The 19,064-nt window shown below is 64.3% G+C and carries 22 protein-coding genes; 10 read left to right on the forward strand and 12 right to left on the reverse strand.

Annotated features, from left to right (window positions below; translation table 11 throughout):
- Positions 1-192 precede the first annotated feature (192 nt).
- The 5 genes from AC1D10_RS30775 to AC1D10_RS30795 form a co-directional block, all read right to left on the reverse strand.
- On the reverse strand, positions 193-936 hold the full coding sequence (locus AC1D10_RS30775) for a 2OG-Fe(II) oxygenase (protein WP_477278566.1): 744 nt from the start codon (positions 934-936) through the stop codon (positions 193-195).
- Positions 933-1,493, reverse strand: coding sequence for a methylated-DNA--[protein]-cysteine S-methyltransferase (locus AC1D10_RS30780; RefSeq protein WP_477278567.1), 561 nt, complete (start codon positions 1,491-1,493; stop codon positions 933-935). Before AC1D10_RS30780 ends, AC1D10_RS30775 begins: the two co-directional genes overlap by 4 nt.
- A gap of 140 nt (positions 1,494-1,633) precedes the next feature.
- On the reverse strand, positions 1,634-1,864 hold the full coding sequence (locus AC1D10_RS30785) for a hypothetical protein (RefSeq protein ID WP_477278568.1): 231 nt from the start codon (positions 1,862-1,864) through the stop codon (positions 1,634-1,636).
- Positions 1,865-1,885: 21 nt separating this feature from the next.
- The gene (gene ada / locus AC1D10_RS30790; RefSeq protein WP_477278653.1) at positions 1,886-3,022 is read right to left on the reverse strand and encodes a bifunctional DNA-binding transcriptional regulator/O6-methylguanine-DNA methyltransferase Ada; all 1,137 of its coding nucleotides are present in this window, start codon (positions 3,020-3,022) and stop codon (positions 1,886-1,888) included.
- Positions 3,023-3,105: 83 nt separating this feature from the next.
- Positions 3,106-3,798, reverse strand: a complete 693-nt coding sequence (locus AC1D10_RS30795) for a winged helix-turn-helix transcriptional regulator (RefSeq protein WP_477278569.1) — start codon at positions 3,796-3,798, stop codon at positions 3,106-3,108.
- A 178-nt stretch (positions 3,799-3,976) separates the two neighbouring features.
- On the opposite strand from AC1D10_RS30795, the gene AC1D10_RS30800 reads away from it, so the two are divergent.
- Positions 3,977-4,303 carry a DUF1330 domain-containing protein gene (locus AC1D10_RS30800; protein WP_477278570.1) on the forward strand — a complete coding sequence of 109 codons (327 nt, stop codon included), beginning with the start codon at positions 3,977-3,979 and terminating at the stop codon, positions 4,301-4,303.
- A gap of 123 nt (positions 4,304-4,426) precedes the next feature.
- On the forward strand, positions 4,427-4,963 hold the full coding sequence (locus tag AC1D10_RS30805) for a hypothetical protein (protein ID WP_477278571.1): 537 nt from the start codon (positions 4,427-4,429) through the stop codon (positions 4,961-4,963).
- A gap of 85 nt (positions 4,964-5,048) precedes the next feature.
- On the opposite strand, the gene AC1D10_RS30810 is transcribed toward AC1D10_RS30805, so the two are convergent.
- Together AC1D10_RS30810 and AC1D10_RS30815 are read right to left on the reverse strand one after the other, a co-directional pair.
- Positions 5,049-6,119 carry a phosphatase PAP2 family protein gene (locus tag AC1D10_RS30810; RefSeq protein ID WP_477278572.1) on the reverse strand — a complete coding sequence of 357 codons (1,071 nt, stop codon included), beginning with the start codon at positions 6,117-6,119 and terminating at the stop codon, positions 5,049-5,051.
- 277 nt (positions 6,120-6,396) lie between these two features.
- Positions 6,397-6,846: an ester cyclase gene (locus tag AC1D10_RS30815; RefSeq protein WP_477278573.1), complete on the reverse strand. Its 450-nt coding sequence runs from the start codon at positions 6,844-6,846 to the stop codon at positions 6,397-6,399.
- 270 nt (positions 6,847-7,116) lie between these two features.
- On the opposite strand from AC1D10_RS30815, the gene AC1D10_RS30820 reads away from it, so the two are divergent.
- On the forward strand, positions 7,117-9,213 hold the full coding sequence (locus AC1D10_RS30820; protein WP_477278574.1) for an EAL domain-containing protein: 2,097 nt from the start codon (positions 7,117-7,119) through the stop codon (positions 9,211-9,213).
- A gap of 57 nt (positions 9,214-9,270) precedes the next feature.
- On the opposite strand, the gene AC1D10_RS30825 is transcribed toward AC1D10_RS30820, so the two are convergent.
- Positions 9,271-9,465 carry a hypothetical protein gene (locus AC1D10_RS30825; RefSeq protein ID WP_477278575.1) on the reverse strand — a complete coding sequence of 65 codons (195 nt, stop codon included), beginning with the start codon at positions 9,463-9,465 and terminating at the stop codon, positions 9,271-9,273.
- A 186-nt stretch (positions 9,466-9,651) separates the two neighbouring features.
- Between AC1D10_RS30825 and AC1D10_RS30830 the strand changes: the two genes are divergently transcribed.
- Positions 9,652-10,374 (forward strand): 3-keto-5-aminohexanoate cleavage protein, encoded by a 723-nt coding sequence (locus AC1D10_RS30830; protein ID WP_477278576.1) that lies wholly within the window; start codon positions 9,652-9,654, stop codon positions 10,372-10,374.
- 28 nt (positions 10,375-10,402) lie between these two features.
- On the opposite strand, the gene AC1D10_RS30835 is transcribed toward AC1D10_RS30830, so the two are convergent.
- Both AC1D10_RS30835 and AC1D10_RS30840 read right to left on the reverse strand, forming a co-directional pair.
- Positions 10,403-11,923 (reverse strand): AMP-binding protein, encoded by a 1,521-nt coding sequence (locus AC1D10_RS30835; protein ID WP_477278577.1) that lies wholly within the window; start codon positions 11,921-11,923, stop codon positions 10,403-10,405.
- Positions 11,924-11,954: 31 nt separating this feature from the next.
- Complete coding sequence (locus AC1D10_RS30840; protein ID WP_477278578.1) at positions 11,955-12,770, reverse strand: p-hydroxycinnamoyl CoA hydratase/lyase; 816 nt, start codon at positions 12,768-12,770, stop codon at positions 11,955-11,957.
- A gap of 125 nt (positions 12,771-12,895) precedes the next feature.
- Here AC1D10_RS30840 and AC1D10_RS30845 point away from each other — a divergent pair, with 125 nt between their 5' ends.
- Positions 12,896-13,363, forward strand: a complete 468-nt coding sequence (locus tag AC1D10_RS30845) for a MarR family winged helix-turn-helix transcriptional regulator (protein WP_477278579.1) — start codon at positions 12,896-12,898, stop codon at positions 13,361-13,363.
- Between the two features lie 70 nt (positions 13,364-13,433).
- Positions 13,434-13,982 carry a cytochrome b gene (locus AC1D10_RS30850; protein ID WP_477278580.1) on the forward strand — a complete coding sequence of 183 codons (549 nt, stop codon included), beginning with the start codon at positions 13,434-13,436 and terminating at the stop codon, positions 13,980-13,982.
- A gap of 156 nt (positions 13,983-14,138) precedes the next feature.
- Here AC1D10_RS30850 and AC1D10_RS30855 read toward each other — a convergent pair whose 3' ends face one another.
- On the reverse strand, positions 14,139-15,134 hold the full coding sequence (locus AC1D10_RS30855; protein WP_477278581.1) for an ornithine cyclodeaminase family protein: 996 nt from the start codon (positions 15,132-15,134) through the stop codon (positions 14,139-14,141).
- A 132-nt stretch (positions 15,135-15,266) separates the two neighbouring features.
- Between AC1D10_RS30855 and AC1D10_RS30860 the strand changes: the two genes are divergently transcribed.
- The 3 genes from AC1D10_RS30860 to AC1D10_RS30870 all read left to right on the forward strand — a co-directional run bounded on the left by AC1D10_RS30860 (position 15,267) and on the right by AC1D10_RS30870 (position 17,294).
- The gene (locus AC1D10_RS30860; protein WP_477278582.1) at positions 15,267-15,728 is read left to right on the forward strand and encodes an Lrp/AsnC ligand binding domain-containing protein; all 462 of its coding nucleotides are present in this window, start codon (positions 15,267-15,269) and stop codon (positions 15,726-15,728) included.
- 189 nt (positions 15,729-15,917) lie between these two features.
- On the forward strand, positions 15,918-16,232 hold the full coding sequence (locus AC1D10_RS30865; RefSeq protein ID WP_477278583.1) for an EthD family reductase: 315 nt from the start codon (positions 15,918-15,920) through the stop codon (positions 16,230-16,232).
- A 204-nt stretch (positions 16,233-16,436) separates the two neighbouring features.
- Positions 16,437-17,294: a sigma-70 family RNA polymerase sigma factor gene (locus AC1D10_RS30870; RefSeq protein WP_477278584.1), complete on the forward strand. Its 858-nt coding sequence runs from the start codon at positions 16,437-16,439 to the stop codon at positions 17,292-17,294.
- Between the two features lie 39 nt (positions 17,295-17,333).
- Here the strand turns inward: AC1D10_RS30870 and gcvA are convergent, their stop codons facing one another.
- Positions 17,334-18,233 carry a transcriptional regulator GcvA gene (gene gcvA / locus AC1D10_RS30875; RefSeq protein WP_477278585.1) on the reverse strand — a complete coding sequence of 300 codons (900 nt, stop codon included), beginning with the start codon at positions 18,231-18,233 and terminating at the stop codon, positions 17,334-17,336.
- Between the two features lie 126 nt (positions 18,234-18,359).
- Here gcvA and AC1D10_RS30880 point away from each other — a divergent pair, with 126 nt between their 5' ends.
- Positions 18,360-19,064: an SDR family oxidoreductase gene (locus AC1D10_RS30880; protein ID WP_477278586.1), complete on the forward strand. Its 705-nt coding sequence runs from the start codon at positions 18,360-18,362 to the stop codon at positions 19,062-19,064.

A 19,064-nucleotide genomic window follows, 5' to 3' on the forward strand; every position in this document is an offset into this window, starting at 1 on the left:
GCGCGATCGGCGGGGAAATCGTGGTCGTCGACAGGCTGCAAGGCCATGTCTGGCGGCCGGCGTATCTGGATCCATGCCGATGGCGGCGTGATCGACCATATTGCCGACTATTATGCCTGCCCGTGGATCCTGGACATGGCATCCGCCGACGCTGGATGAATTTTGTGCTCCTCCTTGTCCGGGAGACCATGCTCACTTGGCATCGTGAAAAATGATGCCGACCGTGTGGCGCATGCCTGAGCGCAGCCGGCTGACGCCGTGACGCAAATTGACGCGATAATTGCCCTTGCTTCCCCGCACCGGCCGGTTGTGGACGGCGAAGGCAACCGCGTCGCCCTGGCGCAGCGGCACCACCTCGACCCGGCTCTGCATGCGCGGCCGCTGCTCGGTCAGCGCGAACTCGCCGCCGGTGAAATCTTTGCCCGGTTCGGAAAGCAGGATCGCCACCTGCAGTGGGAAGGCGAGGTCGCCATAGAGATCCTGGTGCAGGCAGTTGAAGTCGCCGGGCACATATTGCAGCAACAGCGGCGTCGGCCGCGTCTGGCCGGCGGCGTGGCACTGTTCGAGAAACTCGGCATGCGTCGCGGGGTAGCGCATGGCTTGCCCCATACGCTCGTTCCACTGGTTGGCGACCTCGGCCAGCCTGGGATAGAGCGCGCTGCGCAGACCGCCGAGCAGGTCCGGCAAGGGGTAGCGGAAACAGCGGTACTCGCCCTTGCCGAAGCCGTGCCTGGCCATATGGATGTGGCTGCGGAAATGCTGTTCCTGGGGATAGAGACTGGCGATCTGCCGGCATTGTTCGGGCGAGAGTAATTTCTCGATCACCGCGCAGCCGAAGCCGTCGAGATCGGCGGCAAGGGCTGGCCAGTCGTAACCGGCGACGCGCGCCTCGGCGGCTTCGACCACGGATGCGGCAACCTTGGCGTGGGCGTTCATTGAGCGGCCTCCTTGTCGAGCAGGGCGCGCTTGCGCTCGACGCCCCAGCGGTAGCCTGCCAGCGTGCCGTCGGCGCGGACAACACGGTGGCAGGGAATGCCGAGCGCGATCGCGTTGGTGGCGCAGGCCGTCGCCACGGCGCGGGCGCCGTTCGGCTGGCCGAGGCGGCGGGCCAATGCGGTGTAGGTGATGGTGGCGCCGCAAGGAATGGTGCGCAGCATGTCCCACACCCTCTGCTGGAATGGCGTGCCGTGGCGCATGTCGAGCGGAAGATCGAGACCGACGCTGGGCGTTTCAATGAAGCGCGCTATGGCCGCGAGATCGTCGCGCAATCCGGCCCCGTCTTCGACCAGCATCTCGCCGGGGAAGCGGTTGCCGAGGTCCCGCTCCAGCGCGTCGGCGTTCGAGTCGATCAGGATGGCGCAGACGCCGATGGCGCTGCGCGCCGCCAGGATCCTGCCGATCGCGGATTGGCCGATGGCATAGGCGATGGTGTCGAGGGCGGCGTTGCGGGCTATCGCCGCCGGTGCGGTCATTTGGCTTTGCATGAGGTTCATTGCCTTCACTCCTTTGTCTGTGCCCGAACCCTACCGAGACGGCGTCCGGTCCTCACTCCGGTGCTTGCTTTCAAATTCAAATCGCAGCCTGTGAAGAAGCGCCCGCCGTAGGGCGCTGATTTTGAACCGTTCACCCTTCGTCACGCGAGGCGGGCGACGGAGAACTCGCCGAGCAGGAACACCTCGCCGGTGAACAAGCGCAGCTCGATCTCGCCGCTCGTGGTCAAATTCCACTCGGCTTTGCCGCCATCGACCAGCTCGCCGATGGCGGTCATCACCAGCGATTTCGCGTCTTGGGACCGTGGGGTGGCGGCAGTGCCGTTGCCGCGGGGCTTCGCATCGGTGGTGGGAGGCCTTGCCATCGCGCGCATTGCCGCCAGGTCCTCCCGCCGTCAGGCCCGCGAAGACCGGTATGCGGTGTCAGGCACCTTCACCGTGCCCGATCCGCCGGACGTCTCACGGTCGAGCAGCGCGCGCTTGCGCTCCGCACCCCAGGCGTAGCCGGACAAGGCACCATCTTTCCTGATCACGCGATGGCAGGGAATGGCGATGGCAAGAGTGTTGGCCGCGCAGGCGGCGGCGATGGCGCGGATCGCCTTTGGCGCACCGATCTGCTGTGCGATTTCAGAGTAAGAAACAGTGCTGCCGACCGGGATATCCTGCAATGCCTGCCAGACGCGCTGCTGGAACGCGGTGCCGCGCACGTCGAGCGGCAGGTCGAGGCCGAGCGCCGGCACTTCCACGAAGCCGACGACGCGAGCGACCAGCGCCTCATAGTCGCGGTCGCCGCCGATCAGCCGTGCCTTGGGAAAACGATCCTGCAGGTCGCGCACCAGCGCGTCGGGGTCGTCGCCAAGCAGGATCGAGGCGACGCCCTTTTGGCTCGAGGCGACCAGTATGGATCCGAGTGAGGATTCGCCGACGGCAAAGCGGATCTCTTCATGGGCGCCACCGGCGCGGTAACGTGTCGGCGTCATGCCGAGCATGCCGGTCGATTTCTCGTAAAAACGCCCGCTCGAATTGAAGCCGGCATCGTAGATCGCCACTGTCACGCTGCTGCCGTCCTCGAGGCCCTGGCGGACCCTTGCGGCGCGGTGGGCGGCGGCATAGTCCTTCGGCGTCAGCCCGGTGACCGCCTTGAAGACGCGGTGGAAATAGCCGGCGCTGCGGCCGGCGGCGGCCGCCAGTTCACCGAGCGACGGCTCTTCCTCGCTCTGCTCGATCCTGCGGCAGGCATCGGCAACCATCGCCGCGTTGCCGGCCTCCAGCGACGGCCCGTTCGGATTGCAGCGCCGGCACGGGCGAAAGCCGGTTGCCTTGGCCTGATCCAGCGTGCTGTGCAACTGCACGTTCTTCGGGTTGGCGCGCCGCGACGGGCAGGAAGGCCGGCAATAGACGCCGGTCGTCGCCACCGAATACCAGAATTTCCCGTCGGCCGCCTTGTCGCGCGCGACGATGCGCGCCCAGCGCGGATCGTCGGCAACCGGCAGCGGCGTGGATTTCAGATTTTTGGCCAGGGTGATGAACATGGCCGCATTGAAGCCGCCAAAAACCGGCCCCGCCACCCGTTTCCTGCCAAGCGCCGCCGATCGTCGTCCCTGAGCCGTCGTTGCTATGCCGCCCGCTTGGGTTCGATCGCGAACGGACTGAGCCCGAGCCATGTCTGCATCTTCCGCGCGATGTCCTGATCGCCGGTCAAGGCGACCTTTGCCCCGGCCTTCTCGACCGTGATCAACCCCATCCAGATCGCCGTCATCGTGTGCAGGTCGGTCGAGACGTAGAGATCGACGTCAAAGCCCGGATCGTACCAGCACAGATCGACCTCGCCGTGCTTTTCGACGATCAGCCACCACGACCGTTTGGACGCCGGTAGCTCATGATACAGAAATTGTATCACCGTGCGCCCCTCGGGCAGCGGCGAGGGGTTCAGATTGCGCCGCATGTCCCACATCAGCAGCGACGGATCGAGGTTTTTCAGCGACAGGCGGGACTCGACCCACTTCTGTCCCCAGAAGCCCATCGCCTCGACGACCGGGCGCAAATCCCGACCAGCCTCCGTCAGCCGATACTCGAAGATGCCTTTCTCGCCCGGCACTTCCTTGCGCTCGATGATCGCCGCCAGTTCGAGCTCCTTCAGCCGTTGCGACAGAAGGGTCGGCGACATTTTCGGCACGCCGCGGCGCAGGTCGTTGAAGCGGGTCGAGCCCGCCACCAGTTCGCGCAGCAGCACCATCGTCCAGCGGGTGCAGAGCACCTCGGCGGCCATCGATAGCGGGCAGAACTGCTTGTATCCGTGCTGGGTCATGATTGCGGCCTCTCCCTCGAACCTAGGCTGAATATTAGGCCTTCATGAATGAAGCGGCCAGTACGGAAACTGTACTGCCCCGGTACAGATCGCGGACTGGCTGGCGAGTGCCCTGACATGCGAGCCCTTTGGCCGGTTGCAGGGGATACCCCTTGCACAGCAAACCAGGAGACGACCCATGACCGCCTACATTATCGCAGACATCAAGGTGAAGGACCCGCGGTGGATACCGGCCTACGCCGCGTCGGTGCACGATCTCGTCCATAAGCATGGCGGCAGATATCTGTCGCGCAGCGGCAATGTGAAGACGCTTGAAGGCAAGCCGCTCGACACCACGCTGATCGCCCTGATGGCGTTCCCGTCGGAAGCGGCGGCGCGCGCCTTCACCAGCGATCCGGCCTATGCGCCGTTCGTCACGGCCCGTCAGGATGGCAGCGACAGCCGTTTCCAGATGATCGACAACACCGATCTGGCCGGAACGATCCCGTACCTGCCGAAAGGATGACCGTTCCCGGCATTCGTCGCATCGATCGCGGGATATCCAAGCAACAACAGTCACAGCGCTTGCGTGTCGGGCCTCCGTATTTTTTCGGCGGCCGGCCATCTGTGCTTTTTCAAGAAGAATGGAATGAAGATGACACTCAATTTCCGCAACAGGCTTCTCATTGCGGGGGCCATGCTGGCCGTCTGCACAGCGTTCGCGCAGGCGCATCAGGAAGCGGCTGCACCTGCGTCCGAGCCCAATCCGCTGGCCGACAAGGTACGGGCTGCCAACAGCCGGTTTGTCGACCTCGAGGCAGCTATGGCTGAGGGCTATGCGCCCATTCCCTGCGCCAGCGGCATCACCGGCGGCGCAATGGGCATCCACTACGTCAACGGCCGGTATCTGAAGGACGACAAGATCGACATCGCCCGTCCCGAAGCCGTGATGTACGAGCCGATGGACGACGGCACGCTGAAGCTGGTGGCGGTCGAATACATCACCTCGAAGGGGCCGGCGTCGCTGGACGGACAGCTGTTCAACTTCAACAGCGCGCCCAATCGCTACGGCCTGGGCGCGTTCTACGAACTGCATGTCTGGGCCTGGAAGGGCAACCCGACCGGCACCTTCGCCGACATGAACCCGAACGTGTCATGCGAACACGCGATGGCGCCGAGCCAGTAGCCGGCAAAGCCAGGCGGCGCCAATGCCGCCTGGCCACTCGTCCGAAGCTGTGGGGTCGCGGTTGCCCGGCTTTAGTCGGGCCCGGTCATTGTGGCGCCGGATCCGGAATCGCCGATCCCACCTCGGCGATATCCCGGCTCGCTTGCGGCAGGACGAAACGCCCCGTCAGGGACCAGAGCAGCGACACGACAAGGATCGAGAGGTAGCCATCCACGGCATAGTGCCAGCCGGTGTAAACCGAGCCGAACAGGATCAGCGCCGCGAAGGACCAGCCGATGATAGCCCACCGACAACCGAAGCCGGCCAGGAAGAACGCATTGAGCGTGGCGATTGCAACATGCACACTCGGCATGGCGGAGATGCCGGTACCCAGTTCCGGGCGACCACTTTCGTAGGCCGCAAAGAGATAGCTGGCATAGGCATCGATCGACGCGGAGTAGCCGTTCCGCGCCAGGGCGATCTGCAGTCCGGCAAACCGGTCGCCGCCGTAGAACTGGTCATAGAATATCGGGCCGGTGGACGACAGCAGGGTCGCAAGAACGGTGCCGCACAGGATCGTGGTCAGTGCGAACGCCCATAGATAGCGCAAGCGTCTGACCGGATCGTTCCAGAAGGCAACGAACAGCAGAATGCCGAACCATTGGACATGCCAGACATATGCGTAGCCGGCGAAGATGACGGCTGAAGCCGGTTCGGGAACGACGCTGTGCGCCCATGTCCAGGGATCGGCGCCGTGCAGCCGAACATCAAGCTCCGCCAGGACGCGGTCGGCGTAGAATGGCACGATGTCCGGGATGGCGACCTTCAAGGTAGTGAAGGCGGTGATGCCGAGAAAGAACAAAAGGATGACGGGTGCGGCTGCCAGCCAACGCTGCCTGAGCGTGTCGAGCATGAATCTGGTCGGGTTGTGCCTGGCAAATGTCAGCGCCACCAGGCCGAGCCCCGCCGCCAGAAGCGCGGGCAGGAAGAAGACGAACGGCCTGGCATAGGAATGCGCCAGATGCAGATAGCGATCCGGCTCCAGGTAGAGCGCGGTCACGGCATAGGCCAGACACAGGGCAGTCAGCAGCCAGCCGCTCCTGGTTGCCGCGATGTCCAGGTCAAAAATGGCAACTGAGCGGCGATTACCGCTACTCTGCCCGTTGTGCGCATTCATAGAAGGACATCCCGCCAGCTGCCCAGAAAACTGTATGGAGTATTTCGCAGAGAATGTATTACCGCCTGGTTTACACTTTCACCAAAGTAAAATCATAAAAATTATACAGTTATAATGCGCGATTTGTTGGCAAGGATTCGTTGACGAAGATGTTGCGCCGCGACGCTGCAGCATCATTCGCCGCCATCCGAGGCTTTCGATTGTTGCAGGCTACCTTGTCGTCGGGCTTGGGCTGGATTGAAAGAGAGCCATCGCTTGGATGGCGATGGCCCTGCAATCAGGCGGCCGTGATCAGGCCGAGTTGGGTGAGGGCGGCGACGCCGTCGTCGAGGCCGATCTCCTCGACGATCCTGCCGTCGACCACCTTCAGCACGGTGGTGCCGGTGAAGCGCATGGTGCGGCCGGTGGCGGCGGGCAGCGAACCGACGAGGAAATCGCTGAAGGCCGGACCGGTGTGGGTGCCGCCGCCCTCCCACTGGCCGACGACGTAGTCGCCCTCGGCGATGAGGTCGGCGGTGGCCCAGAAGTTGAGGTCCGGGAAGGCGGCGCGGAAGTCGGTCATGAAGGCCTTGATGTCATCGCGGCCACGGCGCGGCTCATGCAGCGAGTATTTGAGCAGCATGTCCGGCGCGGCGATGTCGTCGACCACAGACAGATCGCCGATCTCACCCCAGAAGTCGGTGAACCATCTGACGACGACGGCCTTGTTGTCTTCCTGTTTGGTCATTGGGACGTCCTCTTGTTGTTTGCTTGTCTTTGTCTTGGGGGTCACCGGACTGGCCGGTGTCCTGGGGCAAGCACTAGGACGATCCGGCGGGCGCAAAACTCCGCTTCTTGCCGGCCAATCGAAAGGCGGGAAGGTCGTTGCAGGAATTGGGAATGCTGCCGATAATTTGGCAATGCCGGATCACCGCTCTCGGCCGGCCCTCCAACGGTAACTGTTTCTTCTCTGGTTTTGCTGCAGATTGCTCCGCGGCGGGGATGAGCGAAACAGACGATGACGCGTCAGGACAAGAAAAGTCGCAATGGAACGTTCTGGGCCAAGGCCCTGGAACGCGCCCATCTTGGCGTCTGGGACTGGGATCTTGCGACCGGCGACTGCTTCTATTCCGCGACTTGGGCGCGGATGCTGGGTTATGATGAAAGCGAACTTGCCAACGCCAGCGACCTGTGGCTGCAGCTGACCCATCCCGACGATCGCGAGCGCGCGCTGGCCAGCGGCGACCGCCACATTGCCGGACAGACCGACGCCATCGAGACCGAACTCAGGCTGAAGCACAAGCTGGGCCATTGGGTGTGGGTGCTCGATCGCGGCGGCATCGTCGAGCGCGACGCGGACGGGCGGCCGCTGCGGCTGATGGGCGTGCAGACCGACATCACCAGGCAGAAGGCGACCGAAGCCGAGCTTGAACAGGTCAATGTGCGCTTCCGCCTGGCGCTCGCCGCCAGCGGCACCGGCATCTGGCACCACGACATCGCCACCAGCAAGAGCTATTGGGACACCCGAACCAGGGATATATTCGGCCTCGTTGCAGACACCGACGAGGTGACGGCCGACCTTTGGCACACCTATCTGCATCCCGACGACAAGGAGGTCACCGAGCGAGCCCACCAGGCGGCAGTCGGAACGGATGGCGTCATCGCCAATCAATACCGCATCATCAGGCGCGACGGCGAGCTCCGCCATGTCGAATCGCTGGTCCGCTTCATCGCCGCCGCGGGTGCCGCGGGCCAGATCCTGGGCACCGTACGAGACATCACCGAGGAAAAGCTGCGCGAGCAGGAGCTCGCCTACCAGGCCCGCCATGACGCGCTGACCGGCCTGTGGAACCGCTCCGCCTTCGACCGGCAACTCGCCGACCATATCGCCGCAGGTGCGCCGCTGGCGGTGTTCTATGTCGATCTCGACTACTTTAAGGCGCTCAACGATTTCGCCGGCCACGCCGCCGGCGACATGGCGCTGAAGAGCGTTGCCGCCGGCATTCGCGGCTGCCTGCCGCCATCGGCGCATGCGGCGCGGCTGGGCGGCGACGAATTCGCGCTGCTGGTGCCGCATTGCGATGCCGCGCAGGCCGAGCGGATCGCAACTGCCGTGCTTGGCGCGGTGCGCGAAGCCGATCTCGGCCTGGCCGCGTCGACGCGCAAGCTGGCGGCCTCGATCGGTATCGCCTTCGTCGATGACGCCAGCACCACGGTGGCCGACGCGCTCGCCTGCGCCGACGACGCCTGCTACGCGGCCAAGGCCGCCGGACGCAACCGTTTCGCGGTGTTCTCGGCGACCGCGGAATCGGGGTCGGGCGGGCTGAATGCAGCGCGCATCGCCGCCGACACCGTCGACGCCATGGAAGACGGACGGCTGAAACTGTTCGGCCAGGAAATCCATCTGCTGGGCAGACCCTGGCAAGAAAGCCGCCATGTCGAGGTGCTGGCGAGGCTCTCCGCGCGCAATGGCCGGCTGGTGCCGCCCGGCGAATTCATTCCGGTGGCCGAGCGGTTCGGCATCGCTTCCAGGCTCGACCGCTGGATCATCCGCACCGCGCTGTCGCGGCATGGCGCGGCCTTGCGCGCGGGCACGCTGACGCTTGGCTTCAACCTGTCGGCGCAGACGCTGAGCGATCCGCAGCTGTGGGAGTTCGTCGACAGCGTCATCGAGCAGACCGGGGCGCCGCATTCGGGCATCGGCTTCGAGATCACCGAGACCGCCGCGGTCACGAATTTCGACGCCGCCGAACAATTTGTGCGCAAGGCGCGCGAGCGGCACTGCCGGGTCAGCCTCGACGATTTCGGCGCCGGCATGAGTTCGTTCGAATATCTCAGGCGCTTCCCCGTCGACACGATCAAGATCGACGGCTCCTTCATCGAGCACATCACGCAAAGCCGCTTCGACCGCGAGATCGTGCTGGCCATCACCAGCATTGCCCGCAGCCTGGGCTGCGATGTTGTGGGCGAGAAGATCGAACGGCAGGACACGTTGACGATGCTGAGCGACATGGGCGTCGCCTTCGGCCAGGGGTTCTTGCTGCACCGGCCGGAACCGCTGGACCAGATCGTCATGCGCGCCACCGAAGGGGTTGCGGCCCGCAAGGCATCGTGATCCAGGGTGTCGAGATCCAGGCCGGGCCGACCGGCCTGACCTGAATCTCGTCACATCCTAGGCGGTTCGCCGCGCCGTCGATTGCGGAAACTCCAGCACCCCAGCCTCGGATCGCTTGTGCTGTGCTTCCGCCACCATTTCGATCAACAGATCGAGGGCGTCGCATGCCGTGCGGCTCGTCTCGTCACTGCCACGCAGATAGTGATAGGCGCGTTCGAGATGGATGCGGGCGGCTGAAAAATCACTGGTCAATCGTCTCTCCATGATCCCGCCCTAATGTATCTTGCCGGGCCTGGCGGAACGCGGGGTAAATATCCACAGGCGGCTTTTATTCAAATGCTGCCAATCTTGCCCGCGCTGCAGCAGAGACTTCGCCCAACTCCTTGCCGCCTCTTGCTGCACGGCTAGACTGTGACGTCCTTGTCCGAGGTGAGATCGATGATCGTCCAGGCCTGTATCAACGGCGCGCGTCCGCGCGATTTCCACCCCAGGCTGCCGCTCGATGCACAGGCGATGGCCAGCGACGCCGCGGCCTGCGTCGCCGCCGGAGCGGCCGAACTGCATATCCACCCGCGCGACGACGGGCGCGAAAGCCTGGCGGCCGTCGATGCCACCGTGCTGGCGGTGCGCCAGGCCTGCCCGGGCACGCTCATCGGCGTGTCGACCGGCGCCTGGATCGAGAACGATGTCGAACGGACCCGCGCGGCGATTGCCGATTGGCGGGAACTGCCCGACTATGCCTCGGTCAATCTGTCGGAGGCCGACGCGCCCGCCGTGATGGAATTGCTGCGCCAGCGCGGCGTCGGCATCGAGGCGGGGCTTGCCACCGTCGCCGATGCCGAGCGCTTCGTCGGTCTTGCCGGCCACGACCGGGTGTTGCGCATCCTGATCGAGATCGACACCCAGGACTTGGCCGCAGCACTTGACGAGGCGCATGGCATCGCCGCCGTGCTCGAGCGCGCCGGGGTGCGGCGGCCGATCCTGCTGCACGGCGCCGACGCCACGGTCTGGCCGTTCGTTGCGCTTGCGCGGCGCAAGCGCTGGTCGACGCGGGTCGGGCTGGAAGACGGCAAGACGCTCGCAGATGGCAAGATGGCGCAGGACAATGCGGCAATCGTTGCGGCCGCCGCCGCGATTTTTCGCGCCGTGCCCACCGGCTGAACAGCCGCATACCTCAGGCTTGTCTGCCTCAGGCTTGCCCGTTGACCGATGCCGTCCAGTTGCGCAAAATGTGTTTCTGGATCTTGCCGGATGCGGTGCGCGGCAGCGCTTGCGTGAGCAAAAACTCCTTCGGCACCTTGTAGCGGGCGATGCGGCTGCCGCAGTGGCTTGCCAGATCCGCCGGATCGACGACGCAGCCGGGTTTGACCACGACGAAGGCGCGCCCGACTTCGCCCCAGCGTTGGTCGGCGACGCCGATCACGGCCGCCTCGGCGATGGCAGGGTGGTCGAGCAGGGCCATCTCGATTTCGACCGGGTAGACGTTCTCGCCGCCGGAGATGAACATGTCCTTGCGGCGGTCGACGAGGGTGACAAAGCCTTCGTCGTCCCGCCGCCCGATGTCGCCGGTGCGGAACCAGCCATCGGCGGTAAAGGCGCGCGCTGTCTCCTCCGGCCGGTTCCAGTAGCCTGATGTGATGCTGGGGCCTGACAGCCATATCTCGCCTGGCTCGCCGGCGGCGACATCGCGGTCATCCCCGCCGACGATGCGCAGGCCGATCGTCGGTGCGGCAAGACCCGCCGAGCCCGCCTTGAGGGCGATCTGGTCGGCCTCGACCGGCATGCCGAGCACGGTGCCGGCTTCCGTCATGCCAAAGCCGTCGACCATGCGCACGCCCTGTGCCAGCCACCAGAGGATGTCGGCGGCCGGATTGGGCGCGCCGCCGGTGAAGATGGCGGTGAGCGAGGTCCAGTTCGCGGGCGCAAAACCCGGATCGTCGCGCAGCATTCTGGCCATTTGCGGCACGCAGAAATAGTGGGTGACGCCAAGCGCGGGATCGGCGAGGCGACGGTTGGTGAGGCGGGCATCGAAGCCGGGCGAGATCAACACCGTGCCGCCCTGCAGCAGCGGTGGACGCAAGCTGGCGATGAGGCCGATGACATGGAACATCGGCGTGTCGCAGAGGAAGATGCTGGCATTGCCGACCCGCCCCAGCACCCCGAAATTGATCGCCGTGGCGAAGGCGTTGCGCTCGGTGACGATGACCCCTTTCGGCCGGCCAGACGTGCCTGACGTGTAGAGGATGATCGACGGCGTACCGTCCGCTGGCAACAGGCGGTGCGGCGCCGGTGCATGCGCCTCGACCGCCGCCGCGAAGGCAGCGACTTCGACCGGCATGCAGCCTTTGGGCGGCGGCATATCGAGGGGCGAGTCATGCAGCAGCAGCACCGGATCGCAATCTTCGAGGATCGTCTTCTGTTCGGCGCTGGCGAGCCGCCAGTTGAGCGGCACGAAGATGGCGCCGAGCCGCATCGCGGCCTGCTGCAGGACAAGCAAGTCGGCGCTGTTGCGGGCGATCGTCGCGATCCGTTGCCCGGGCCCGATGCCATGGCCGGCTTCGAGAACGCCGACAGCGCGCTGGATGGCCGCGTCGAGTGCGACGTAAGTCCAGCGCCGGCCGGTGGCCAGGTCGACACAGGCGACGCGATCCGGCTGCGCCCTGGCGTGCAGGGCCACGGGGTCCGATGTCGTCCAGGCCGGCATCTGCATCTCCTCCCCAGGGTTGCGTTATGCTTGCAGGTCACCTGGCCTTGTCGTAGCTGCCGAGACCGGGCTTGTAGCTCTTTTCGTCGATGAACTGGCGGATGCCTTCCTTGCGGCCCTCATTGTCGTGGGAGTTGGCTGCCTCCTGGGCGCGCACCAGATAATCCTCGGCGTTGTCGTAGGTCATCTCGGCGACGCGGCGGATGGCGTCCTTGGTCGCCTTCAGGGCAATCGGGTTCTTCTTCAGCAGGAGGGTGGCGACCTCGGTGACACGCGCCTTGAGATCCGCCAGTGGCAGGCTTTCGTTGACCAGCTTCCAGGCGGCGGCCTTCCTGCCGTCGATAAGTTCGCCAGTCAGCGCGTGGTACATGGCATCGCGCATCGACAGGAGGTCGACCACCACCTTGGTGGCGCCGCCGCCGGGCAGGATGCCCCAGTTGATCTCCGACAGGGCGAACTGCGCCTCGTCGGCGGCGAAGGCGAGGTCGCAAGCGAAGAGCGGGCCATAGCCGCCGCCGAAGCACCAGCCATTGACCATGGCGATGGTCGGCTTGCCGTACCAGCGCAGCCGCCGCCACCAGCCATAGGCTTCGGACTGCGCCTTGCGGATGGCGCCAAGACCCTTGGCTTCGGTCTCGCGAAAATATTCCTTGAGATCCATGCCCGCCGACCAGGCGCTGCCTTCGCCGGACAGCACCAGCACGCCGACATCGTCGCGGAATTCCAGCTGGTCGAGAACCTCCATCATCCGCCGGTTGAGCGCCGGGTTCATGCAGTTGCGCTTGTCCGGCCGGTTGAAGCGCACCCAGGCGATGCCGTTCTCGACGTCGAAGGCAACGGTCTCTTCGGTCATGTGCAGGTCCTCCCGTTTCGCCTCAGCATTGATGGAAACTGCTATGTGGCATAGCTATCCTGTTTGCTATGTCGCATAGTCTTTTTCGCTTGACAAGGGCCTTGATCGCGGCGATCGGTTGCAACATGGATGAGGTTCATACCAGTCGCAGCGCGCCAGGCACGGCTCCCGAAGACGCGCTGGACGCACAGGTCGGCTACAATCTCAAACGCGCCTCGACCTTTGCGCTCAACGATTTCGCGGTCGAGCTGGCAGAGGCGGAGCTGCGCCCGGTCACCTACGGTATGCTGGCGCTGATCGATGAGAAGCCCGGCATCCGCGCCGCCGAACTCTGCCGCCTGCTCGGCATGAAGAGCGCCAACATGGCGCCGCTGCTCGCCGAACTGGAAGAGCGCGGGCTGGTCGAGCGCGACGACCATGCCGAAGACAAACGCGTGCAGACGCTCGCCCTGACGCAAGCTGCCAGGGAAGCCATGCCCGGATGGCGGCAAAAGGTTCGCCGGCACGAGGATCGGTTCCTGCAGCGGCTGACAAAAAAGGAGCGGGCAACGCTGCTGCGCCTGCTGCGGCTGATCTGGACCGACGAGGATTGATGTCCATTGAGGACCAACTGAAATAAGGGCACGTTCAGGCGCGGGGCATTTTGTCCAACGGAGCTTTTGCATGTCGCTGTCCGGTACGACAACCCGCTACGGAAGCCTCGCCCAGGCATTTCACTGGCTGACGGCACTGCTTGTCCTCATTGCCTTCCTGGTCTCCGAAGGGGGCCCGCCGACGCGGGTCTATTCCGACGCCCGCGCCTCGACGCTGCTGCTTCACGAATCGCTCGGTTTCACCGTTTTCTGGCTGCTGGTCATTCGCCTGATCTGGCGCCTGTTCGACCGTGTTCCCGATACACCGCCGATGCCGGCATGGATGGACGTCACCTCGAAGGCAACGCATTGGGCGCTCTATGCGCTTCTGTTCGCGGTCCCGGCGACCGCCATGCTCGGCGCATGGTTCGGCGGCCACCCGGTGACGGTCTACGGCCTGGGAGCGATCGGGCCGTTTTCCGGCACCTGGGGCGCACCGCTGGCGGAGATCCACGGCACGCTTGGCGATATCATCCTATGGCTCGCCGGCCTGCACGCCGCCGCGGCCATCTTCCATCACGTCGTCCTGCGGGATCGGGTACTGAGCCAGATGCTGCCTGGCTTGCCTAGGGTGCGTTAGCAAATTCAGCTGGCCTGCAAACGACGGCCTTTTGTGCTTCCCACGGGCTCGAATGTCCGCTCCGCTCCGGTTGTCGAGCAGACCATTGCTTCGGTTCCAATGCCCTTGGTCCGAACGTTGGCAGCGCCGACTTGAACAATGAACTTGGCCAACCTCCTACAGCGCAACGATGCGCCCGATTCTTCTGCGAACCGCCTCGCGATAGGCGAGGTCGGCCGCCACCATGTCTTCCATGGCAACGCCCATCGCCTTGTAGACGGTGACCTGGTCGGCGCCGACGCGGCCCGGCCGCAGCCCGAGCAGCATTTCGCCGAGTTCCATTCCGGTTTGCGGATCGATACCGGCCAGTTCGCAGGAGCCGACCGGGGTCGGGGCAAAGGCATCCCTGGTCTCGACGAACAGGCCGGCCCGGCCGGCAAGCTCGACCGGCAGTTCGCCGCCGGGCGGTGCGACGCCGACCGACGAGACGTGGGTGCCGGGCCGCACCCAGTCGGCCGAGATCACCGGCTGGTAGGAATGCGTCGCCAGGCAGACGACATCCGACGAGCGCACCGCGGCCTCGATATCGCTGGCTGCGACGACGCCGGGATGCTGCACGGCAAGGGCCTGCGCATCCGCGAACTCTTTGGAGACGACGCGGATCTCGGCGAAGTCGCGCACCAGCGGCAGAAGTTTGAGGTGCTGGCTGGCCTGCACACCGGCGCCGACCACCGTCACGACCTTGGCGTCACGGCGGGCGAGTTCGCGCACCGACAACACAGCCGAGCCGGAGGTGCGGGCGGCGGTGATGTAGGTGCCGTCCATGATGCAGACCGGCATGCCGGTCTGCGGGTCGAACAGATGGATCGTCGCGAGATGACTCGGGATGCCCCTGGCGATGTTGCCTTCGAAGACGTTGACGATCTTGACCGTCAGATGCATGTCCGCCGCCCAGGCCGGCATCGCCAGCGAATAGCCGGCCTGCGGAATATCGAGCTGCGGCCGGGCCGGACTGACGATCTTCCCACCGGACAGCGCCTTGAAGCCGCCGGCCAGAGCGTCGAGAAGTTGGCGAAGGTCGACGCATGTTTTCACCTCGACTTCGCTCAGAATGAGCACCGGTGTATCGCCCTTGGTCTGGGCGCTGCGGGAGATCGATAGGGCTGATGTCATGAGGTTCGCTTTCGCTGTCGGCAGGAGTGCACGGCAACGGTATTGCGATCTGATGGCGTGATGAAATATGCTGTTTTTGCGATTTTGGCGTGACTATCACGCTTGTTCCGGTTCAAAAGTGTGAATCCTGAAATGGAAGATCTCGACCGTATCGATCGCTCGCTGCTGCGCTTGTTGCAGGAGGACGGCCGCCGCACGACCCTCGATCTGGCGCGGCGGGTCGGCCTGTCGCCGACAGGAGCGGCGCAACGCGTCAAGCGGCTGTTCGCCGAAGGGTTCATCCGCGCGGTGCGAGCCGTTCTCGATCCCGCCAGGATCGGGCAGGCACAGCTCGTCTTCATCGAGGTGCGGCTCGACCATACGGCGCCGCATGTCTTCGACCGCTTCGCCGAGGCGGTCTTGCGGGCGCCCGAGATCATCGAGTGCCACATGGTGGTCGGCGGGTTCGACTATCTGGTCAAGGCGCGCATCGCCGACATGGCGATGTTCCAGGATTTCCTGCAGCGGGTCATCCTGCCGCTGCCCGGCGTCCGGGAAACGCACACCTACGCCTCGATCGCCAATGTGAAGCCCGACGCCCTGTTGCCGATCTAGCTGGCTGCATAGGGTCATTGCAACTGGCGTTGCAATGCACACGCATTTTCCAAGAAATCTTCTACGTCGCGATCCGTTTCCGCCCTTCGGATCGTCCTTGGTGTCGTGAGCTCGGCGGTGTTGAGCGAAATCCGGTGAGGGCGAAACACAGTTAAGTTTGCATCACACAAGTAACAAAGGAGAACCGCAATGGCTCGGATGGTGGTGATTTACCAGATACCGAAGGACGTCGAGGCATTTGACCGACATTACTTTGAAATCCACGTGCCCCTCGCCAAGAAGATTCCGGGTCTGAGGAAATACGAGATCAGCGACGGCCCCATCGCAACGCCTGTGGGAACCTTCAACCTTCATCGGATCGCAATCCTGCATTTCGACGACCTTGCGGCGATCGAAAAGGCGTTTGCCAGCGTGGAGGGACAGGCGACCGGGGCGGATCGCCGACTTTTTGCGCCTGACGACTCGGGCGTTCAGATGTTCCTTTTCGACGACAGGGAAGTTTGAACCCATTCCCCTTCGTTCGTCTCGGCGGGCGAGGGCACAAAATGGCTGGCCGCGGCTTATACAGGTCGTAAAGATCGTAAAAATCATTGGAAAGCAGCCACTCGCCATTCATGTCACAACCGGCCGCTCTGTCGAAGATTCTCATCGACATTTGTGTCCGATCCCTGGCGAAACAGAGCGCGGAAGCGCTGTAGGTCTCGAAACATGAACACGAACGAATTCGAGGATCGTCTGAAAGCGCTGCGGCCGCGCCTTCATCGCTACTGCGCGCGCATGACGGGATCGGCGGTCAATGGCGAGGATGTATTGCAGGATACCCTGGTCAAGGCCCTTCACGCGCGAGCCCAGGGCGCCGCGGTGGACAATCTCGAGGGTTGGCTGTTTCGCATCGCCCACAATGCGAGCCTCGATTTCCTACGCGACAGGTCCCGGAACATGGTCGTTCCGCTCACCGAGGACGTCGAAGCGGCGCCCATACCCGAGGCCGACATCGTCGCGATCAGCTTTCAGACGTTTCTGCGGCTGCCTGAACTTCAGCGCTGCGCGGTGATCCTCAAGGATGTTCTGGGTCATTCGGTCGACGAGATCGCAGGCATCGCTGGGTGCTCTCCGACAGCCGCCAAATCGGCGCTTCAGCGCGGGCGCGTTGCGCTGCGGCAACTGGCTCAGGCGCCTGAAGACATAAGGCTGCCGCTGATGTCCGATGCGGACCGGCGGAAGATCACCGCTTATGTCCACCTGTTTCGGAGCGGCGATTTCGACGCAATCCGCGCCATGCTCGCCGATGACGTAAAGCTCGATCTGGTGAACCGGCTCCAACTGGAAGGGCGCGACAAGATTGGCCTATATTTCACGCGCTATGCGGAAGTGACGAAATGGCGGTTCGCCCTCGGCGCAGTTGAAGGACGACCGGCCATGCTGGTCTTCGACAGCACCAGCCTGATGGAAAAACCTGCGCATTTTGTCCTGATCGACTGGTCGGAAAGCCGGATCATCGAGATCCGAGATTTCCTGTTCGCTCCCTATGTGCTGGAAACCATAGATTGGGTACGGTTAGGCTAAAGCCCAACCCATGCGGCCACCTGCAATTCATCCGCTGAACTAGACTGGTGGTCTTGCTCCGGCATCGAGCAGCCATTGCCGCACGGCTTGCGTCGGCTCGGGATGCCGCTGTTTTCTCGGCATCACGATGTAGAAATCCTGAGTGCCGCGCATCTCGCCACTGACCGGCTGAACCAGCCGGCCGGCGGCGAGATCGGCCGCGACCAGAAAGCGGCTGGCCAGCGCGATGCCCTGGCCAGCGACGGCCGCGTCTATGGCCAGCCCGGTCTGGTTGAAACGCATGCGTTTCAGCTCGGTCGTCATCTTCAGGCCGACGGCCTTTTCCATGAATTCCGGCCACAGATTATGCGTGTCGTGCAGCAGGACATGATACTGGATTTCAGCCGCCGCGATCTCACCGGCGCCAGCCGGCAGCAGGGCCGGGCTGCAGACGGCGATGATCTGCTGGGGAAACAACAGGTCGACAATCAGGCCGGCGCCGAACGGCGGGCGCCCTTGCCGGACAGCAATGTCGACGCCATCGGCCTGGAAACTCGACAGGCTTTCGCTGGCCAGGATACGCAGATCGACCAGCGGATTGTGCGCCACGAAATCCTGCAGTCGCGGGATCAGCCATTTGGTGGCGAAGCTCGGTGTCACGCTGATCGTCAGCCGCGCCGGCTCGGGGCGCAACAGCAGCGTCGCCTCCGAAATCAGGTCGAAGGCGCGGCGGATGTTGGGCACATAGGCGCGGCCCTCATCGGTCAGGGCCAGGCCGCGCGGCAGCCGCTCGAACAGTTTTGCGCCGAGATCGGCCTCCAGCCCGCGAATGTGCTGGGCCACCGCACCTTGCGTGACGTTCAACTCCTCGGCCGCGATGCGGAAGTTGAGATGACGCGCCGAGGCTTCGAAGGCGCGAAGCGCATTCAACGGCGGCAGGCTCAGGAAGGCTTCGGGCATGCAGTAGTTTTTCTACAGCTTGATTTCAGGCATTCTGGTTCGAACCAGCCGTGGAAACCAGCTATATCACCGCCCGAAGCTTGAAAACACTGCTTGCAGAGTCCTGCCAACCCGAGAGGAAATCCAATGAGTTCAGAGAAAACAGCTGTTGTCGTGGCCGGCGGCAGCGGCATGGGTGCGGCGGCGGCGAAGCGCCTGGCGGCGGATGGGTTCAAGGTCGCCATCCTGTCCTCGTCGGGCAAGGGCGAGGCGCTGGCCAAGGAGCTTGGCGGGCTCGGCGTCACCGGCTCCAACCAGTCGAACGAGGATCTGCAGCGTCTCGTCGACCAGACGCTCGAGCGCTATGGCCGCATCGACGTGCTGGTCAACAGCGGCGGCCACGGGCCGCGCGCGCCGATCCTCGAGATCACGGACGAGCAGTGGCACACCGGCATGGATGTCTACCTGCTCAACGTCATCCGGCCGGTTCGCATCGTCGCACCGCAGATGGTCAAGCAGAAGGCTGGCGCCATCATCAACATCTCGACCGCCTGGGTGGTCGAGCCGAGCCCGATGTTCCCGACTTCCGCCGTGTTCCGCGCCGGGCTCGCCGCCTACACCAAGATCTTCGCCAACACTTATGCATCAGACAATGTGCGCATGAACAACGTGCTGCCCGGCTGGATCGACAGCCTGCCGGCCACCGAGGAGCGCCGCGACAGCGTGCCGATGCAGCGTTACGGCACCTCGGAAGAGATCGCCGCGACCATCGCCTTCCTGGCGTCCGAAGGCGCCGGCTACATTACCGGCCAGAATATTCGTGTCGACGGCGGCATCATCCGCGCTATCTGA

Source organism: Mesorhizobium sp. P2_A8 (assembly GCF_056404935.1).

What these genes read in the sequence shown, in the direction of transcription:
- AC1D10_RS30775 (WP_477278566.1), bottom strand. Translation starts at nt 936, where the DNA reads ATGAACGCCCACGCCAAGGTTGCCGCATCCGTGGTCGAAGCCGCCGAG.
- AC1D10_RS30780 (WP_477278567.1), bottom strand. Translation starts at nt 1,493, where the DNA reads ATGAACCTCATGCAAAGCCAAATGACCGCACCGGCGGCGATAGCCCGC.
- AC1D10_RS30785 (WP_477278568.1), bottom strand. Translation starts at nt 1,864, where the DNA reads ATGCGCGCGATGGCAAGGCCTCCCACCACCGATGCGAAGCCCCGCGGC.
- ada (WP_477278653.1), bottom strand. Translation starts at nt 3,022, where the DNA reads ATGTTCATCACCCTGGCCAAAAATCTGAAATCCACGCCGCTGCCGGTT.
- AC1D10_RS30795 (WP_477278569.1), bottom strand. Translation starts at nt 3,798, where the DNA reads ATGACCCAGCACGGATACAAGCAGTTCTGCCCGCTATCGATGGCCGCC.
- AC1D10_RS30800 (WP_477278570.1), top strand. Translation starts at nt 3,977, where the DNA reads ATGACCGCCTACATTATCGCAGACATCAAGGTGAAGGACCCGCGGTGG.
- AC1D10_RS30805 (WP_477278571.1), top strand. Translation starts at nt 4,427, where the DNA reads ATGAAGATGACACTCAATTTCCGCAACAGGCTTCTCATTGCGGGGGCC.
- AC1D10_RS30810 (WP_477278572.1), bottom strand. Translation starts at nt 6,119, where the DNA reads ATGAATGCGCACAACGGGCAGAGTAGCGGTAATCGCCGCTCAGTTGCC.
- AC1D10_RS30815 (WP_477278573.1), bottom strand. Translation starts at nt 6,846, where the DNA reads ATGACCAAACAGGAAGACAACAAGGCCGTCGTCGTCAGATGGTTCACC.
- AC1D10_RS30820 (WP_477278574.1), top strand. Translation starts at nt 7,117, where the DNA reads ATGACGCGTCAGGACAAGAAAAGTCGCAATGGAACGTTCTGGGCCAAG.
- AC1D10_RS30830 (WP_477278576.1), top strand. Translation starts at nt 9,652, where the DNA reads ATGATCGTCCAGGCCTGTATCAACGGCGCGCGTCCGCGCGATTTCCAC.
- AC1D10_RS30835 (WP_477278577.1), bottom strand. Translation starts at nt 11,923, where the DNA reads ATGCAGATGCCGGCCTGGACGACATCGGACCCCGTGGCCCTGCACGCC.
- AC1D10_RS30840 (WP_477278578.1), bottom strand. Translation starts at nt 12,770, where the DNA reads ATGACCGAAGAGACCGTTGCCTTCGACGTCGAGAACGGCATCGCCTGG.
- AC1D10_RS30845 (WP_477278579.1), top strand. Translation starts at nt 12,896, where the DNA reads ATGGATGAGGTTCATACCAGTCGCAGCGCGCCAGGCACGGCTCCCGAA.
- AC1D10_RS30850 (WP_477278580.1), top strand. Translation starts at nt 13,434, where the DNA reads ATGTCGCTGTCCGGTACGACAACCCGCTACGGAAGCCTCGCCCAGGCA.
- AC1D10_RS30855 (WP_477278581.1), bottom strand. Translation starts at nt 15,134, where the DNA reads ATGACATCAGCCCTATCGATCTCCCGCAGCGCCCAGACCAAGGGCGAT.
- AC1D10_RS30860 (WP_477278582.1), top strand. Translation starts at nt 15,267, where the DNA reads ATGGAAGATCTCGACCGTATCGATCGCTCGCTGCTGCGCTTGTTGCAG.
- AC1D10_RS30865 (WP_477278583.1), top strand. Translation starts at nt 15,918, where the DNA reads ATGGCTCGGATGGTGGTGATTTACCAGATACCGAAGGACGTCGAGGCA.
- AC1D10_RS30870 (WP_477278584.1), top strand. Translation starts at nt 16,437, where the DNA reads ATGAACACGAACGAATTCGAGGATCGTCTGAAAGCGCTGCGGCCGCGC.
- gcvA (WP_477278585.1), bottom strand. Translation starts at nt 18,233, where the DNA reads ATGCCCGAAGCCTTCCTGAGCCTGCCGCCGTTGAATGCGCTTCGCGCC.
- AC1D10_RS30880 (WP_477278586.1), top strand. Translation starts at nt 18,360, where the DNA reads ATGAGTTCAGAGAAAACAGCTGTTGTCGTGGCCGGCGGCAGCGGCATG.